The organism is Echinimonas agarilytica (assembly GCF_023703465.1).
GTDB classification, from domain to species: domain Bacteria; phylum Pseudomonadota; class Gammaproteobacteria; order Enterobacterales; family Neiellaceae; genus Echinimonas; species Echinimonas agarilytica.
Window position 1 is genome coordinate 560,400 of sequence record NZ_JAMQGP010000003.1, and the last position, 17,660, is coordinate 578,059.

The 17,660-nt window shown below is 47.3% G+C and carries 15 protein-coding genes; 13 read left to right on the top strand and 2 right to left on the bottom strand.

Annotation, left to right across the window (positions count from 1 at the left end):
• Positions 1-36 precede the first annotated feature (36 nt).
• The 5 genes from NAF29_RS09720 to kdsB all read left to right on the top strand — a co-directional run bounded on the left by NAF29_RS09720 (position 37) and on the right by kdsB (position 6,063).
• Positions 37-2,244 carry a DNA internalization-related competence protein ComEC/Rec2 gene (locus NAF29_RS09720; protein ID WP_251261352.1) on the top strand — a complete coding sequence of 736 codons (2,208 nt, stop codon included), beginning with the start codon at positions 37-39 and terminating at the stop codon, positions 2,242-2,244.
• A gap of 87 nt (positions 2,245-2,331) precedes the next feature.
• The gene (msbA, locus tag NAF29_RS09725) at positions 2,332-4,068 is read left to right on the top strand and encodes a lipid A export permease/ATP-binding protein MsbA (protein WP_251261353.1); all 1,737 of its coding nucleotides are present in this window, start codon (positions 2,332-2,334) and stop codon (positions 4,066-4,068) included.
• An 11-nt stretch (positions 4,069-4,079) separates the two neighbouring features.
• The gene (lpxK, locus tag NAF29_RS09730; RefSeq protein ID WP_251261354.1) at positions 4,080-5,093 is read left to right on the top strand and encodes a tetraacyldisaccharide 4'-kinase; all 1,014 of its coding nucleotides are present in this window, start codon (positions 4,080-4,082) and stop codon (positions 5,091-5,093) included.
• Between the two features lie 14 nt (positions 5,094-5,107).
• Positions 5,108-5,299: a Trm112 family protein gene (locus NAF29_RS09735; RefSeq protein WP_251261355.1), complete on the top strand. Its 192-nt coding sequence runs from the start codon at positions 5,108-5,110 to the stop codon at positions 5,297-5,299.
• Positions 5,296-6,063, top strand: coding sequence for a 3-deoxy-manno-octulosonate cytidylyltransferase (gene kdsB, locus NAF29_RS09740; protein ID WP_251261356.1), 768 nt, complete (start codon positions 5,296-5,298; stop codon positions 6,061-6,063). Before NAF29_RS09735 ends, kdsB begins: the two co-directional genes overlap by 4 nt.
• A 12-nt stretch (positions 6,064-6,075) precedes the next feature.
• On the opposite strand, the gene NAF29_RS09745 is transcribed toward kdsB, so the two are convergent.
• Together NAF29_RS09745 and gltA are read right to left on the bottom strand one after the other, a co-directional pair.
• Complete coding sequence (locus tag NAF29_RS09745; protein ID WP_251261357.1) at positions 6,076-6,426, bottom strand: hypothetical protein; 351 nt, start codon at positions 6,424-6,426, stop codon at positions 6,076-6,078.
• Between the two features lie 81 nt (positions 6,427-6,507).
• Positions 6,508-7,773 carry a citrate synthase gene (gltA, locus tag NAF29_RS09750; protein ID WP_251261358.1) on the bottom strand — a complete coding sequence of 422 codons (1,266 nt, stop codon included), beginning with the start codon at positions 7,771-7,773 and terminating at the stop codon, positions 6,508-6,510.
• A 406-nt stretch (positions 7,774-8,179) separates the two neighbouring features.
• On the opposite strand from gltA, the gene sdhC reads away from it, so the two are divergent.
• From sdhC to sucD, 8 genes are all read left to right on the top strand, one after another.
• Complete coding sequence (sdhC, locus tag NAF29_RS09755; protein ID WP_251261359.1) at positions 8,180-8,554, top strand: succinate dehydrogenase cytochrome b556 subunit; 375 nt, start codon at positions 8,180-8,182, stop codon at positions 8,552-8,554.
• A complete protein-coding gene (gene sdhD / locus NAF29_RS09760) occupies positions 8,548-8,895 on the top strand; it encodes a succinate dehydrogenase, hydrophobic membrane anchor protein (RefSeq protein WP_251261360.1) in 348 nt (115 codons plus the stop codon). The genes sdhC and sdhD overlap by 7 nt, the downstream gene beginning before the upstream one ends.
• Positions 8,896-10,662 (top strand): succinate dehydrogenase flavoprotein subunit, encoded by a 1,767-nt coding sequence (gene sdhA / locus NAF29_RS09765; RefSeq protein ID WP_251261361.1) that lies wholly within the window; start codon positions 8,896-8,898, stop codon positions 10,660-10,662.
• Between the two features lie 11 nt (positions 10,663-10,673).
• Positions 10,674-11,390, top strand: a complete 717-nt coding sequence (locus tag NAF29_RS09770; protein WP_251261362.1) for a succinate dehydrogenase iron-sulfur subunit — start codon at positions 10,674-10,676, stop codon at positions 11,388-11,390.
• A 107-nt stretch (positions 11,391-11,497) separates the two neighbouring features.
• On the top strand, positions 11,498-14,317 hold the full coding sequence (locus NAF29_RS09775; RefSeq protein WP_251261363.1) for a 2-oxoglutarate dehydrogenase E1 component: 2,820 nt from the start codon (positions 11,498-11,500) through the stop codon (positions 14,315-14,317).
• A gap of 20 nt (positions 14,318-14,337) precedes the next feature.
• Positions 14,338-15,525, top strand: a complete 1,188-nt coding sequence (odhB, locus tag NAF29_RS09780; RefSeq protein ID WP_251261364.1) for a 2-oxoglutarate dehydrogenase complex dihydrolipoyllysine-residue succinyltransferase — start codon at positions 14,338-14,340, stop codon at positions 15,523-15,525.
• Between the two features lie 96 nt (positions 15,526-15,621).
• The gene (gene sucC, locus NAF29_RS09785; RefSeq protein ID WP_251261365.1) at positions 15,622-16,791 is read left to right on the top strand and encodes an ADP-forming succinate--CoA ligase subunit beta; all 1,170 of its coding nucleotides are present in this window, start codon (positions 15,622-15,624) and stop codon (positions 16,789-16,791) included.
• Complete coding sequence (gene sucD, locus NAF29_RS09790) at positions 16,788-17,660, top strand: succinate--CoA ligase subunit alpha (RefSeq protein ID WP_251261366.1); 873 nt, start codon at positions 16,788-16,790, stop codon at positions 17,658-17,660. The genes sucC and sucD overlap by 4 nt, the downstream gene beginning before the upstream one ends.

Genomic DNA, 17,660 nt, shown 5'->3' on the forward strand with positions numbered 1-17,660 from the left:
ATACTGGTCATTTTGTCCGCTAATCTATGGACAAAAATGCCAACCGAAAGCGAGATAATACTCTGTGCTGCGGTTGCCTGCATCTGTTTATTTCGAAAACGGATACGGTTCCTAAGCGCGGTATTTTTGGGCATCGTTATTATTGGTTTTCATGGGCACACATATCAAAACGCAGTGACCGAGATAGACTCCCGTTTGTCTCCCCTAAGTATAACGCTAGTTTCTGTAAAGCGCGGTGGTGAGCATCAAAGTACGCGAGTTATTGCAACAGTGGAAGGCCTACCTTCGCGATACCGAATCCGGCTGAACTGGAAAGACACACTCGCGCCTCCTCATATGGGGCAGTCTTGGCAAGTGGTTGCTAAAACGAAACCGCCACACGATCTAAGTAATCCCGGAGGTTTTAACTATCGCCGCTATTTACTGAGCAACAATATTGTCGCTAGCGGGTACGTTACATCAGCAACCTTACGCCATGACCGTGAGCATCGTGAATCTTTTGTGACCTCAAACCTAAGAACCGTGAAATATGCACTTGAGCAACATTCATCGTCGGCATTAATGCTTGCAATGGCGTTGGGAGACCGTAGCGAGATGACCCCTCAATTATGGCAAACCCTAGCTAATACGGGAACGGCGCATTTAATGGCGATTTCAGGCTTACACCTTGGCATCTTGTTCACACTTGTAGTATTCGTATTGCGCGGATTGGTGTCGGTTGGTCGCTACTTGGGGTGGATCCGTTATGCGCGACCCACTGTGTTTGTGTGGTGGCTGGCACTCGCTGTGTGTGCGGTTTATACGGTAGTGACGGGAATGGCCGTGCCGACTGTTAGAGCCTTGCTGTTTGCGGGTGTGGTTACCACTATGTTGCAATTGCATATTCGCATTCGCCCGTTTCGGTTGGTGTTGTTAGTGGCTGCCGCGTTGCTCATCATTGCTCCCAATATGGCCTATAGCACCAGTTTTTGGCTGAGTTTTTCTGCGGTTAATGCGGTGTTCGTGGGCATTTGGGTCTCTCAGTCCTGCGGATGGCGACGATGGCGTGCCTTGGTCTGTGTTCAATGCGCAGTGGTGGTGTGTTTACTACCGATTCAGCTGGGAGTTTTTGGCCAGCAAAGTTTACTTGCTCCATTGATTAATTTAGTGGCTATTCCATGGATTAGTTTGAGCATCTTGCCGATGATTTTTGCCGGTGCGGTGTTGTCGTTGTTTCTACCTATTATTGGCTACTGGTGTTTTTTTGCTGCCGATTGGCAACTAGATATGTTAATGGTCGGATTAACGTATATGGGCGCACTTGAATGGCAAATTTTATATTCAGATGTCATCGGTGCTTGGATGCTATTTTGCGTGGGCTTGCTTGTGGTGATGAGCATGATGGTATCAAAAGCCCATACGATTGGAGCAATGGTATTGCTGGTGGCGGTATTAGGAGGGCAGTACTTTCGGAATTTTCAGACTGCATTCACTGTTGAGTTTATTGATGTCGGCCAGGGGCAGTCGGTATTGGTGCGTGAAGGCTTTGATGTGGTTTTGTACGATGTGGGAGCGGCTTTCAAAAGCGGATTTAACATGGCCGACCAGGCGGTGATTCCATACTTACGAAATATTGGTGTGTCGACGATCGACAGTCTCATTTTGAGTCATAGCGACAATGACCATGCTGGTTCCGAAGCACATCTGCGAAAGGTTTACCCTGTTGCCGAACGCTGGCAATCATGGCCGTCATCGGATAGTGGAAAGCTCTGCAAGCCACCTTTAACCATTGCTACTGAGCGCTTGCATGGTTACTTTTTAAGTCCTTCAGTGATCGGCGATAGTGATAACGACAATTCATGCGTGTTAAAAATTGAGTCCAGCGATACGCAAGTTCTGCTCACCGGAGACATCAGTCGAAAACAAGAGAAAAATCTAATGCAACAATGGCCTCGCGAGGTTTTGGAGGCTGACGTGATGTCAGTTCCACATCATGGCTCTGGTACTTCTTCGTCCGTTTCGTTTATTCAGCGCGTGAATCCTCAAATAGCAGTGGTGTCTAGTGGCCATCGAAATCGTTGGCGATTTCCTCGCGCAGAAGTGAGCCGTCGGTACCAGAATCATGCTGTGGAGCTATTGAATACTGCGCAGCTTGGATTGGTAAAGCTACAATGGAATGAAGACCGCTGGAATTCCGAAGGTTATTGTGATTTAACATGGCCTGTTTGGTATCGCTGTGCTGACCCCATGCAGGATCACGATTAGATCGGGATAGCCGATTTTAAAGGGTGGTTGGAGTTCAGCGCTGACCCAGTTAGAATGTGCCCTCAAATTTTATGCGAACAGGTTCTTATGTCCACCGAAAAGCCTAGTGATTACCGCCGCTTACTTAAATATGTTGTGCCTTATCGGCTCGCTTTTTTATTCTCTATTGTTGGCATGCTCGGTTATGCTGGTGTTGATACGCTGTTCGTTTATACCATTCAACCGCTCATCGATAATGGTTTGTCGAACCCCGATAGCAAAGTGCTTTTGTATGCACCTATTTTTGTCATAGTGGTGCTGTTTTTACGTGGAGTGTGTAGCTTTATTGCCAATTACGGGCTCGCTTGGGTGGGCTCCAAAGTGGTCATGGTCATGCGCCAAGAAATGTTTGCCAGATTGGTTCATTTACCGGTGCCATTCTTTGATAAGAACACCACAGGTGATTTAATTTCTAAGGTCACCTTCAATACCGAACAAGTATCGAACGCTGCGAGTAAAGCCATTACGACGCTCATTCAAGAAGGCGCGTTTGTCATTGGCCTGCTGTGCATGATGTTCTATTACAGCTGGCAGCTATCTCTCATTTTCTTATTGATTGGTCCGCTCGTTGGCTTTGTTGTGAACAAGGTAAGCCGACGCTTTCGGAAGATATCGAAAGGCATTCAAAATGCGATGGGTGAAGTGACCACAGCAACAGAGCAAATGCTGAATGGGCACAAAGTGGTGTTGTCCTATGGTGGCCAAGATATTGAAAAAGATCGCTTTAACAAGGTCAGTAATCACACGCGCCAGCAAATCATGAAAATGCGTTCGGTGGAAGCCTTGTCGTCGCCAATTATTCAGGTAATAGCCTCATTCGCATTGGCCGGAGTGTTGTTTGTTGCGAGTTTGCCGGGCATGGTTGAAACCCTTACGGCAGGTACATTTGCGTCGATGGTCACTGCTATGATCATCATGCTCAGACCACTTAAAAAATTAACCAGTGTGCAGTCAGATTTTCAGCGTGGCATTACAGCGGCTCGTTCTATCTTTGAAATTATTGATGAGATTGAAGAAAAAGATAGTGGCACCAAGGCTCCGACCAGAGCGCAAGGAACCATTGAATTTAACAAGGTAACCTTTACCTATCCGGGCAAAGAAGTACCCGCTCTGCAAGATGTGAGCTTCAATTTAAAGGCCGGGCAGTCGTTGGCGTTAGTCGGTCGTTCCGGCAGTGGTAAGTCGACCATTACTCAATTACTGACCCGTTTTTACGAGGCTGAGTCAGGGCAGATTAAGCTCGATGATGAGTTGGTCGGAGACTACACTTTAGCGTCATTGCGCCGACAAATTGCAGTTGTTTCGCAGCAGGTCATTTTATTCAATGATTCGGTGGCAAACAATATCGCTTATGGTCTTGAAGGGCAGGTTACGCGTGAGCGTATTATTGACGCGGCTACCAGTGCTCACGCAATGGAATTCATCGAACAACTGCCAGATGGTTTAGATACCGAAATTGGACAAAACGGCGTGATGCTGTCTGGTGGGCAACGTCAACGCTTGGCTATTGCGCGCGCGATATTGCGTGATGCGCCAATTTTGATCTTAGACGAGGCGACATCAGCACTCGACACAGAATCAGAGCGATATATCCAAGAAGCATTGGAATCTTTACAGCAAAACCGAACGTCCATTGTGGTGGCTCACCGTCTTTCGACCATCGAAAATGCTGATGTGATAGCCGTGGTGGATGAAGGGCATATTATTGAGATGGGCACGCATACCGAGCTGCTTCAACGCCAAGGTGCGTACGCCCAGTTACACCAAATGCAGTTCAGCCAATAGAACCGTCATAAATGCAGCCGATTCAACTTGCTTGGCAACAGAAATTTTCTTGGACACTGGCTCTTTGGCCGGTGTCGTTGCTCTTTAGCGCAATTGCATGGCTGCGACGCACGCTTTATCAAAAAGGTTTGTTGCAATCTTACCGACCATCGGTGCCTGTGATTGTCGTGGGCAACATTACCGTTGGTGGAAGTGGTAAAACGCCCACTGTGCTTTGGCTTATTGAGTTGCTGAAGAGCAATGGTTACAAGCCGGCGGTGGTGAGCCGAGGTTATGGCGGCAAAGCACCTCATTACCCGTTTTTAGTGACTGCAACTTCGCAGCCAGCTGAATGTGGTGATGAGCCTTTGTTAATCGCTAAAAGAACAAACTGTATCGTCGTTGTTGATCCGCTACGAACTCAAGCAGCCCAAAAAGCAGAGCAGTTGGGCTGTGATGTGATTGTGGCTGATGATGGGCTTCAACACTATGCGCTACAGCGCGATATTGAACTTGTGGTGATTGATGGACAGCGTCGTTTTGGCAATGGCTACCGGCTACCCGCAGGGCCACTGCGAGAAGGACGCTCGCGTTTAACCAGCGTGTTTGCTTGTATTAGCAATGGCGGTGAAGCTGAGGCTTGCGAGTGGGCTATGTCATTAATCCCAGCAAGCCAATGGATGAACGTAAACTCCAGTGTGACCGCAACCAGTGCAAGCTTTGCGGGCAAGCGGATTTTACTTGTTGCTGGTATTGGCGACCCAACACGATTTTTCGACACCGCCGCAGGGTTAGGGGTGAGCGGTGATACAATGCCATTGGACGACCATGCTGAGATTTCTGAGTCGCAGTATCGACGTTGGCAAAAAGATTATGATGTGATTCTGATGACGGAGAAAGACGCGGTAAAATGCAGTCAATTCGAGGCCTCAGAAAGTTATTATTTACCCGTTAATGCATTGATCGACGCATCGCATTCAGCCAAGTTATTAAGCCGATTGCAAGATGTAGTAAAGACTCTCAATTCGCATCCACGGGATCATTAAAGGAATTTGCCGTTATGGCTTTTGATATTCAGCTATTAGAAATTCTTGCGTGCCCAGTATGCAAAGGAAAACTCACATTCGATGCAACCGAAGAAGAGCGCTTGGTGTGCCGATTTGATCGCCTTGCATACCCGATTAACAAAGGGATACCGGTTTTAATTGAAGAAGAAGCTGAAACACTCTCCAGTGAAGAGCTACCCAAATGAGTTTTACGGTCATTATTCCTGCGCGTTACCAATCGTCGCGTTTACCCGGTAAGCCATTAGCGGACATCGGCGGAAAACCGATGGTCATTCATGTAGTTGAGCAGGCTCAACTCTCAGGCGCATCTCGTATTGTGGTGGCTACAGATGATGAACGTATTGCTGAAGTCGTCACTGAGTTTGGAGCTGAAGTGTGCATGACGTCCGCTCATCATCAATCGGGTACCGAGAGACTGGCAGAAGTGTGCGAAATGCTTGAGTTGGCAGACGACGAAATTATTGTCAATGTGCAAGGTGATGAACCGCTGATTCCGCCAAGTAATATTCGGCAAGTGGCTGAAAATTTAGCCAATAGTCATGATGCAGGAATGTCGACACTGGCAACTCCAATTCATCGTACCGATGAGTGGCTCGACCCGAATGTGGTGAAGGTTGTGTATAACGCGCAGGGGCATGCATTGTACTTTTCTCGTAGTGCAATGCCGTATGACCGAGATGGCTTGTTTGAGGATGAACCTGCACTCAAAACACGTTTTTGGCTGCGCCATATTGGTATTTATGCGTATCGAAGTGGATTTATTCGCCGCTATATCAATTGGAAACCATCGCCGCTTGAACTCATCGAATCGTTAGAGCAATTGCGCGTACTTTGGTATGGCGAGAAGATTCATGTGGGCGTTGCTCCTGAAGCACCACCGCATGGAGTTGATACTCCGGAGCATTTGAACCTGATTCGAGACATTGTGAACGGTCTCGATTCTGAATAAATTGGCGCAGTGTCACAAATTTGAATTGTTTTTGGCGTCTTTAAAACACTGCAACACCTTGTCGTTAAGCTTATTTTGCTCTGTTAGTAAGCAATTGCCATAACGTAAACTAATTGCGCTGGCACTGGTCTTGTCTTGTTTATAATGTGCATTATCCCATGCTTGCTCCATGCACATGTCGGCGTGCGGAGCGAGCTGAACGGAGCACTCTTCTTGAGTCACACCTAAGCAGCTAATGTAGCGCTGTTGAGTACATATAATATTAATGCCGTCTTGCTTAAAAAATAGATCGGGCGAAGCGTCTGTTTGGTCTGCACATGAGGCCAATAGAACGATGCTTGCAAGGCATAACAATATTTTCATGGTCAATCCTTTCATTCAATCTATTTAGCATACAAAAAAAGCGGCATATTGCCGCTTTTTTTTAAAATGCCCTTAAGTTCTCTAGAACTTACGGCTATCAGCACCGGTATATAATTGACGAGGACGGCCGATTTTATTATCTGCGTCTGCGTGCATTTCATTCCAGTGAGCAATCCAACCAACTGTGCGCGACAGTGCAAAAATCACTGTGAACATGTTTGTAGGAATGCCAATTGCTTTGAGAATGATACCCGAGTAAAAATCAACGTTTGGATAGAGCTTCTTCTCAACGAAGTAAGGGTCTTCCAAGGCAATTTGCTCAAGCTTCATAGCAACATCAAGCAATGGATCTTGAATGTTCAAGTGATCCAACACTTCATGACACGTTTCGCGCATTACAGTGGCTCGTGGATCGTAATTTTTGTAAACACGATGTCCGAAGCCCATAAGGCGGAATGGGTCATTCTTGTCTTTTGCTTTTGCAACATACTCGTCGATACGGTCCAATGAACCGATTTCTTCAAGCATGTTCAAGCAGGCTTCATTTGCGCCACCGTGCGCTGGGCCCCAAAGCGATGCAATACCAGCGGCGATACATGCGAATGGATTAGCACCCGATGAGCCCGCTAAGCGAACCGTTGATGTTGATGCATTTTGTTCGTGATCAGCATGCAAGATAAAAATCTTATCCATCGCGTCAGCGATAATTGGATCAGGCTTATATTCTTCGCATGGTGTCGCGTACATCATATGCAAAAAGTTTTCTGCATAGTTTAAGTCATTGCGAGGGTACATGAAGGGCTGGCCAACATTGTACTTGTAACACATTGCTGCAATCGTAGGCATCTTAGATACCAAACGAAACGCTGCTACTTCGCGATGACGAGGGTTTTCAACATCGAGTGAGTCGTGGAAGAACGCAGACATTGCGCCAACTACGCCACACATGATCGCCATAGGGTGAGCGTCACGACGGAAGCCTTTGAAGAAACTTACCAATTGATCGTTAAGCATTGTGTGCTTGCCAACCATAGCGACGAATTCTTCAAGTTGTTCCGCAGATGGTTTCTCACCATACAAAAGCAAATAAGAAACTTCTAAGTAGCTAGAATTATTTGCTAAATCTGCGATTGGGTAACCGCGATGCAACAACACACCTTGGTCACCATCGATATATGTGATGGATGATTTACATGAAGCTGTAGAAAGAAAGCCTGGGTCGAACGTGAAGTAACCGTTTTTTCCCAAAGCTCGGATGTCGATGACATCATGGCCAGCAGTTCCACTCAGTACAGGGAGTTCGATTTCCTTCCCACCAATGTGGAGTACTGCATTTTTTTCAGCCATAGGGTATCTCCTTGCGATTTTATTATGTGTGCTCTTTGCAAGGCACGTGCTCGAATAAGCGGCCTATTACTATCCAGATCCGGCCACAAAAGTCAATTTAATTGAGCGTTTGAATGCTAATGGTGCAAGCGCACTATCTTAGAACGTACTAATGCGATTTTGGTTCACATTTTAGCCCCAATTTAGCCCATTTAAATAAGACTTTAGTAGCAATTGTATTTATTTGAACCCCTCAGTATACTGCTTCGGTGCAGCCTGCGCGGGTGTTGCTTCTTCTTCGTGCATGCATCGGAAGTGGATTTAACAGAATCCGGTTTCACCTGAGCTTAAATGTGACGTTTTTGTTAATTTTAAGCGCTCGGGCTGCTCTGATAATTAAAACTATAGAGAGCTTAGTGAGCCTAACGTGAATAAAAATAGACCGGTCAATCTGGACCTCACTACTGTAACATTTCCTGCGACAGCGATCGCTTCTATCTTGCACCGTGTTACCGGTGTGATCATGTTTTTCGGTATAGCAATTTTGATTTGGTTGTTAGGGTTGTCCCTTTCATCAGAACAAGGTTTTGCAGATGCCGTTGCCGTGATTAATCATCCTTTTGGTAAGTTCATAATGTGGGGAATCCTCACAGCACTGGCATACCACCTTGTTGTAGGCGTTCGTCACCTCATCATGGATTTGGGTGTTTGGGAAGAGCTAGAGTCGGGCATAAAAAGTGCTCAAGCGTCGTTTGTAATTTCTGCTGTGCTGGCAGTTTTGGCAGGAGTATGGCTATGGTAATGCAGGCATCTAGCCTCGGACGCAATGGCGTTCAAGATTTCATCTTATTGCGTTGTTCGGCAATTTTGTTGCTGGCCTACACAATTTATATTGTTGGTTATTTAGTCTGTACTCCTGAAATGACGTATGAAGTATGGTCAGGCTTTTTTGCATGCATGACGACCAAGGTGTTTACCCTAATTACGCTCATCGCGTTTTTAGTACACGCTTGGATTGGCTTGTGGCAGGTGCTGACGGATTACGTAAAACCTGCGGGTCTGCGTGGTTCACTTCAATTCGTTTTGAATGTCGTTATTCTCGCTATTGTTGCGAGCGGCATTTTTGTTCTTTGGGGAGTGTAAATGGCTATTCCAACGTACGAGTTTGACGCCGTCGTAATCGGCGCAGGCGGAGCGGGCATGCGCGCCGCTTTACAAATTACTGAATCGGGCCAAAGTTGCGCTTTGTTGTCCAAAGTATTTCCAACCCGTTCTCACACTGTATCTGCACAAGGTGGTATTACCGTTGCTCTAGGTAATGCACATGAAGATAACTGGGAATGGCACATGTACGACACCGTGAAAGGTTCTGACTACATTGGCGACCAAGATGCCATTGAGTACATGTGCAAGACTGGGCCAGAAGCAATCACAGAACTTGAGAACATGGGGCTTCCATTTTCTCGCTTTGAAAATGGCCGTGTTTATCAGCGTCCATTTGGTGGCCAATCTAAAGCTTTTGGTGGCGAGCAAGCTGCACGTACTGCTGCAGCAGCTGACCGTACAGGGCATGCACTATTGCACTGCCTGTACCAACAAAATATCAAAAATAAAACCAACGTTTTTTCTGAGTGGTATGCGCTCGACTTGGTGAAAAATCAAGATGGCGTTGTGGTCGGTACCACTGCTATCTGCATTGAAACCGGTGAAGTCGTTTACTTTAAATCTAAAGCCGTTGTACTAGCCACAGGTGGTGCAGGGCGTATTTACGCATCGACGACCAACGCGCATATTAACACTGGCGACGGTGTTGGCATGGCCATGCGTGCAGGGGTTCCTGTACAAGACATGGAAATGTGGCAATTCCATCCAACAGGAATTGCAGGCGCAGGCGTACTTGTCACTGAAGGTTGCCGTGGTGAAGGCGGTTACTTGTTGAACAAAGACGGTGAGCGCTTCATGGAGCGTTATGCTCCGAATGCGAAAGATCTGGCGGGCCGAGATGTTGTCGCACGTTCAATTATGACTGAAATTCGTGAAGGTCGTGGTTGTGATGGTCCTTGGGGCCCACATGCTAAATTGAAACTCGATCACTTGGGCAAAGACGTACTCGAATCACGCCTGCCTGGTATTTGTGAGTTGTCACGCACATTTGCTCATGTTGATCCAGTGCACGAACCTATTCCTGTGATTCCGACCTGCCACTACATGATGGGCGGTGTACCGACCAATGTGAATGGACAAGTCGTTGGACGTGATTCAAGCGGCAACGAAAAAATCGTTGAAGGCTTGTTTGCGGTAGGTGAGATTGCTTGTGTCTCTGTACACGGTGCAAACCGTTTAGGTGGTAACTCGCTGCTTGACTTAGTCGTATTTGGCCGTGCTGCGGGCAAATACTTAGGCGAAGCGCTAGCGAATTCATCAGAAGCACGTGATGCCTCTCAATCTGATTTAGATGCTGGTCTTGCGCGTTTGAACCGTTGGAACACTACCCCGAAAGGCGAAGATCCAGTTCAAATCCGTAAAGACTTGCAGCAATGCATGCAGTTGAACTTCTCGGTATTCCGTGAAGGTAATGCAATGGCCGAAGGCTTGAATGAATTGAAAGAAATTCGTGAACGTCTGAAGGTTGCTCGTTTGGATGATACTTCAAACGCATTCAACACTCAGCGTATTGAATGTTTAGAGCTTGAGAACCTCATGGAAACTGCCGTTGCAACAGCGCAGGCGGCAAACTTCCGTACCGAAAGTCGTGGTGCTCACTCGCGTGAAGATTTCACCGAGCGTGATGATGACAATTGGTTGTGCCACAGCTTGTACTTGCCAGAAAGCCAAACGATGGAACGCCGTGATGTCAATATGGCACCTCAATTCCGTGATGCTTTCCCGCCTAAAGTGCGTTCTTACTAAGGGGAACAACGATGAAATTAACATTCTCAATTTACCGTTATAACCCAGATGTTGACGCTAAGCCAAAGATGCAAGATTACGTCTTAGACGTAGCTGATGGCAGTGACATTATGGTGCTTGATGCGTTGATTCTGTTGAAAGAACAGGACTCAACACTGGGCTTCCGTCGTTCTTGCCGTGAAGGTGTTTGTGGTTCTGATGGCCTCAACATGAACGGCAAGAATGGACTTGCTTGTATTACCCCGTTGTCTGACTTGAAAGGCAAGGGTGGCAAAATTGTGATCCGTCCCTTACCTGGACTACCTGTAGTGCGTGATTTGGTGGTGGACATGAGCCAATTCTACAAGCAGTATGAGCGAATCAAACCGTATTTGATCACCGATGGCGCACCGCCGCCAGCGGGTGAATATAACCAGTCTCCTGAAGAACGTGAAAAACTCGACGGTCTTTATGAGTGTATTCTTTGTGCATGTTGTTCAACGGCATGCCCAAGTTTCTGGTGGAATCCGGATAAATTTGTTGGACCGTCTGGTTTGTTGCAAGCTTATCGTTTCTTGGCAGATAGCCGAGATACAGCAACCGACCAACGTTTAGCAGAACTGGACGATGCATTCTCAGTGTTCCGTTGCCACGGCATTATGAACTGTGTGAGTGTGTGTCCTAAGGGACTTAATCCGACCAAAGCAATTGGCCATATTAAGTCTATGCTGTTGCAACGATCTGTTTGATGCATCAGATAAATCCGAGCCTGGATGGGCTCGGATTCAAAATAAAAAACGAACTAAAATTATAAAGGTTTTTGCGGACGTCACAGCCGCATAGGAAGCAGCAACAAATGCACGAAGGGTCCCTACAATCCTGGCTGGAATCCTCCCACTTATCGGGAGGCAATGCAGCTTACATCGAAGACCTGTATGAAGCCTATTTGGATGATGCAGAGTCTGTCGATCCGCACTGGAAAGAGCTGTTTGACCAGCTTCCAGTTGTTTCTGAAACGGAGGATGAACAACCTCATTCCCGCATTCGAAACTATTTCCAACGTCTCGCCACTGAATCTCACCGTTATGCAGGCACATCTGCCACCGACCCTCAGGTCGATGCAAAACAAGTTAAAGTACTCCAATTAATCAATGCGTACCGTTTTCGCGGTCATCAGCATGCTGACTTGGATCCACTTGGCTTGTGGCAACAACCTCGCGTATCGGAACTTGATCCAAGCCACCACGGCTTAGAAGGCGAAGACTTCGAACACGAATTTAACACCGGGTCGTATGCCGCTGGCGGCGACACCATGAAATTGAGTCAGTTAGTTAACTCACTCAAAACCACTTACTGCAGTAAGATCGGTGCAGAATACATGCACTTGACCGAAACTGAAGAGAAGCGTTGGATTCAAAGCCGCTTAGAGCCAGTGATGGCAAAAGGTAGTTTTGATCACGAAGACCGTGTGCGCTTCCTTGAAGGCTTGACCGCTGCAGAAGGTTTAGAAAAGTATTTAGGTGCGAAATTCCCAGGGGCCAAGCGCTTCTCCCTTGAGGGGGGCGATTCGCTCATCCCAATGCTCAAAGAAATCATTTCTCATGGCGGCAGCAATGGCGCAAAAGAAATGGTCATCGGCATGGCGCACCGTGGCCGACTCAATGTTTTGGTCAACGTGCTTGGGAAACGCCCAAGCGAGTTGTTCGATGAGTTCGCTGGTAAGCATGGTGAAGGTTGGGGGTCGGGTGATGTGAAGTATCACCAAGGCTTTAGTTCAGACTTCTCCACACCAGGTGGCAACGTGCATTTGGCGTTGGCGTTCAACCCGTCTCACTTAGAAATCGTGAACCCCGTTGTAATGGGATCTGTGCGAGCTCGTCAAGAACGATTAGGCAGTGAGAACGGACGCGAAGTTGTACCGATTACGATCCATGGCGATTCTGCTATCGCGGGCCAAGGTGTGGTGCAAGAGACGTTCAATATGTCTCAAGCGCGTGCATTCAAGGTTGGCGGTACGATTCGCATTGTGGTCAACAACCAAGTCGGTTTTACCACGTCGAACCCCGAAGACACTCGTTCTACACAGTACTGTACTGACATCGCAAAAATGGTTCAGGCTCCGATTTTTCATGTCAATGCCGATGATGTTGAGTCGGTTATTCTTGTGAGTCAATTGGCGGTTGATTTTCGTAATGAATTCAAACGCGATGTGGTTATCGACCTTATTTGTTATCGCCGTCATGGTCATAACGAAGCCGATGAGCCGAATGCAACGCAGCCAGTGATGTATCAGAAAATCAAACAACACCCAACGCCGCGCAAGCACTATGCGGATCGTTTAATGGCGAACGGTGATTTAGAACAAGCTGAAGTGTCGCGAATTAACAACGAATATCGAGACGCTCTCGATGGTGGCGATTGCGTGGTGCGTGAATGGCGTCCAATGCAGGCTCACTCGGTTGATTGGACTCCTTATATTGGTCATGATTGGACGGCTACATACGACAATAATACGTCGTTGAAGCGCCTTGATAAACTCGGGCAAGCATTGACCGCACGTCCAGACGATTGGAAATTGCAAAGCCGTGTTAAAAAGATTTGTGATGACCGCGATTTAATGACCAGCGGTGAAAAACTCATCGATTGGGGTTACGCCGAGAACTTAGCGTATGCCACTATTTTGGACGATGGTTACCGTGTTCGCTTAACTGGGCAAGACTCAGGACGCGGTACTTTCTTCCATCGCCATGCAGTGTTGTTCAACCAATTGGACAATCGCGACCATATACCATTGAAAAACATTAGCGAACAGCAAGGCCCATTCGATGTATGGGATTCAGTGTTGTCTGAAGAAGCTGTGTTGGCCTTTGAATATGGCTACACCACGGCGGAACCTCGCGGCCTGACCATTTGGGAAGCACAATTTGGTGACTTTGCTAACGGTGCACAGGTTGTATTTGACCAATTCTTGAGTTCTGGTGAGCAAAAATGGGGCCGTTTATGCGGATTAACATTACTCTTGCCACACGGTTATGAAGGTCAAGGACCAGAGCATTCATCGGCACGATTAGAGCGTTATTTACAGTTATGTGCAGACCATAATATGCAGGTCGTAGTGCCTTCTACGCCGGCTCAGGTTTATCACATGCTCCGCCGCCAGGTGCTTCGCCCTATGCGAAGACCTTTGGTGGTGATGTCGCCTAAGTCGCTATTACGCCACCCATTGTGTACATCGACTCTTGATGAACTTGCCAACGGCACATTCCAAAACGTGATTCCAGAAATTGATGCAATTGAGCCATCTTCTGTTGAGCGTGTTGTGATGTGTTCGGGTAAGGTTTATTACGACTTGTTAGAAGCACGTCGTAAACAAGAAATTACCAATGTAGCGATTATTCGTATTGAGCAACTGTACCCATTCCCTACAGAAGAAGTACAGGAAGTGCTTAAGGCATATAGTCATGTGAAAGATTGGGTTTGGTGTCAAGAAGAACCACAAAACCAAGGCGCATGGTACTGCTCTCAGCACCACTTCCGTTCTGTTATTTCAAATGACTCAACGTTAACGTATGCCGGCCGAGAAGCCTCAGCTGCTCCAGCCGTTGGATATATGTCGATTCACTTGAAACAACAAAAAGCATTGATTGAAGCTGCGCTCACAGCAGCTAGCAACTAATTGGTCGAAGGAAATTTAGAATGACAATCGAGATCAAAGTACCTGTACTACCTGAATCCGTTGCAGATGCAAGCATTGCGACTTGGCACAAGCAACCTGGTGATCACGTAGAGCGTGATGAAGTACTGGTTGATATTGAAACCGATAAGGTGGTACTGGAAGTACCAGCACCGGACAGCGGTGTATTACAAGAAATTTTGGAACAAGAAGGCGCCACTGTTCTGGGTGAACAAGTGATTGGTCAGTTTGTGGTTGGTGCAGCAGCTGCACCGAAAGCAGACGCACCAGCGGCTTCTACTCCAGCTCCTGAAACAGCGCCAGCAGCGAGTGGTACAGATAAATCTGACGTGGTAACACCTTCAGGGCGTCGTGCAGCGGGAGAGACCGGTGTTGATGCTAACGGTGTTTCAGGTTCAGGCCGCGATGGTCGTGTACATGGTTCAGATGTGAAAGCAGCAGCCACAAGTGGTGGAAGCACAGCCGCTAGCGAACCATTAGTAAACCTAGGACGTAGCGAAAAACGTGTTCCTATGACACGCCTCCGCAAGCGTATTGCTGAGCGTTTGCTTGATGCAACCAATAGCACAGCCATGTTGACCACATTCAATGAAGTCAACATGAAGCCAATCATGGACTTGCGTAAAACTTACCGTGACGTATTTGAAGAAAAGCACGGTATCCGTTTAGGCTTCATGGGCTTCTATGTGAAAGCTGTATGCGAAGCGCTTAAGCGTTTCCCTGCGGTGAACGCATCTCTTGACGGTGACGATATTTGTTATCACAACTACTTCGACGTGAGCATTGCTGTTTCTACGCCACGCGGCCTAGTCACGCCGGTTCTACGTGACTGTAACTTAATGACCGTTGCCGAAATCGAAAAGGGTATTCGCGAGTTGGCCATTAAAGGCCGTGACGGAAAACTCACTGTGGATGAAATGACGGGTGGAAACTTTACAATCACCAACGGTGGTGTATTCGGATCCTTGATGTCCACTCCAATTATTAACCCGCCGCAAAGCGCTATCTTGGGTATGCACAAAATCCAAGATCGCCCAATGGCGGTCGACGGTAAGGTCGAGATCTTACCAATGATGTATTTAGCTTTGTCATATGACCATCGCATTATCGACGGTAAGGAATCAGTCAGCTTCTTGGTAACTATCAAGGAAATGCTGGAAGATCCAACTCGTTTATTGCTGGAAGTATGATTGCTCGTGGCGGCTGCACTATTTTGTAGCCGTTACTCTTACCTCAATCGCCCACATGAATGTTGGGCGTAAATTAAACAAAGACGGAAAGTCATAATGAACCTACATGAGTATCAGGCTAAACAATTGTTTGCCGAATACGGCCTTCCCGTGTCTGAAGGGTACGCGGTTGACACACCGCAAGCGGCTGTAGAAGCAGCTGACCGCATTGGCGGTAGCGAATGGGTTGTTAAATGCCAAGTCCACGCAGGTGGCCGTGGTAAAGCAGGTGGCGTTAAACTCGCAACCGATAAAACAGCAATTCGTGAATTTGCACAAAACTGGTTGGGCAAAAACCTGGTGACATACCAGACAGACGCAGAGGGCCAGCCGGTCAGCAAAATTCTTGTTGAGTCTTGCACAGATATTGCTGAAGAGCTCTATTTGGGTGCAGTCGTAGATCGCGCTACGCGTCGCATCGTCTTCATGGCATCCACCGAAGGCGGTGTTGAAATTGAACAAGTTGCAGAAGAAACTCCAGAAAAAATTCTGAAAGCTGAAATCGATCCTTTGGTAGGCGCTAACGCCTATCAAGCACGCGATCTTGCATTCCAGCTAGGCCTAAAAGGCGTTCAAATCAAACAGTTCACTCAAATCTTCTTAGGTTTGGCGAAAATGTTTGAAGACTACGACTTTGCCTTACTCGAAATTAACCCGCTTGTGATCACCGACAGCGGTGATTTGCACTGTCTCGACGGTAAAATCAACATTGATAGCAATGCAATGTACCGTCAGAAGCGCTTGCAAGAATTCCACGATCCTTCGCAAGAAGACGAACGTGAAGCACAAGCTGCGCAGTGGGAGCTGAACTACGTTGCACTCGAAGGTAATATCGGCTGTATGGTGAACGGAGCAGGTCTTGCAATGGGCACGATGGATATCGTGAAATTGCACGGCGGCAAGCCAGCTAACTTCTTAGACGTAGGTGGCGGGGCGACTAAAGAGCGTGTTGCTGAAGCGTTCAAAATCATCTTGTCTGATGATGCTGTTTCTGCAGTATTCGTGAACATCTTTGGTGGTATTGTTCGTTGTGACATGATCGCCGAAGGTATTATCGGTGCCGTCAATGAAGTCGGTGTTAAGGTTCCTGTAGTTGTTCGCTTAGAAGGTAACAACGCGGAATTGGGCGCGAAGACATTGGCCGACAGCGGTCTAAATATTATCGCAGCGACAAGCTTGACTGATGCCGCGAAGAAAGTGGTTGAAGCAGCTGGAGGTGCAGAATGAGCGTATTAATTAATAAAGACACTAAGGTTATTTGCCAAGGTTTTACTGGCGGCCAAGGTACTTTCCACTCAGAACAAGCGATTGAGTATGGTACGCAAATGGTTGGTGGTGTCTCACCGGGTAAAGGTGGTACGACTCACTTAGGTCTTCCTGTGTTCAATACCGTGAAAGAAGCTGTTGCTGAAACAGGTGCTACAGCGTCTGTTATTTATGTGCCAGCCCCTTTCTGTAAAGACGCGATTTTAGAAGCCGCAGATGCAGGCATTGAACTCATCGTAACGATCACCGAAGGTATTCCAACACTGGACATGTTGGTTGTTAAGGAGTATCTCACGCAAAAAGGCGTGGTGATGATCGGTCCAAACTGCCCAGGTGTGATCACTCCTGGTGAATGTAAAATTGGCATCATGCCAGGCCACATTCACAAGCCGGGTAAAGTAGGGATTGTTTCTCGTTCGGGTACGTTGACGTACGAAGCCGTGAAGCAAACCACTGATGAAGGCTTCGGCCAGTCAACTTGTGTTGGCATTGGTGGTGACCCAATTCCAGGCTCTAACTTCATCGACGTATTGAAATTGTTCCAAGAAGATCCAGCGACTGAAGCAATCGTGATGATTGGTGAGATTGGTGGTTCAGCAGAGGAAGAAGCAGCAGAATACATTAAAGAAAATGTAACTAAGCCTGTTGTTTCTTACATTGCGGGTGTAACAGCTCCTCCGGGCAAACGTATGGGCCATGCTGGAGCCATTATTGCAGGCGGTAAGGGGACAGCGGCAGAGAAATTTGCTGCGCTGCAAGCCGCGGGCGTGACAACCGTAGATAGCTTGGCTGATATCGGTGAAGCATTGCGTAAGAAAACGGGGTGGTAA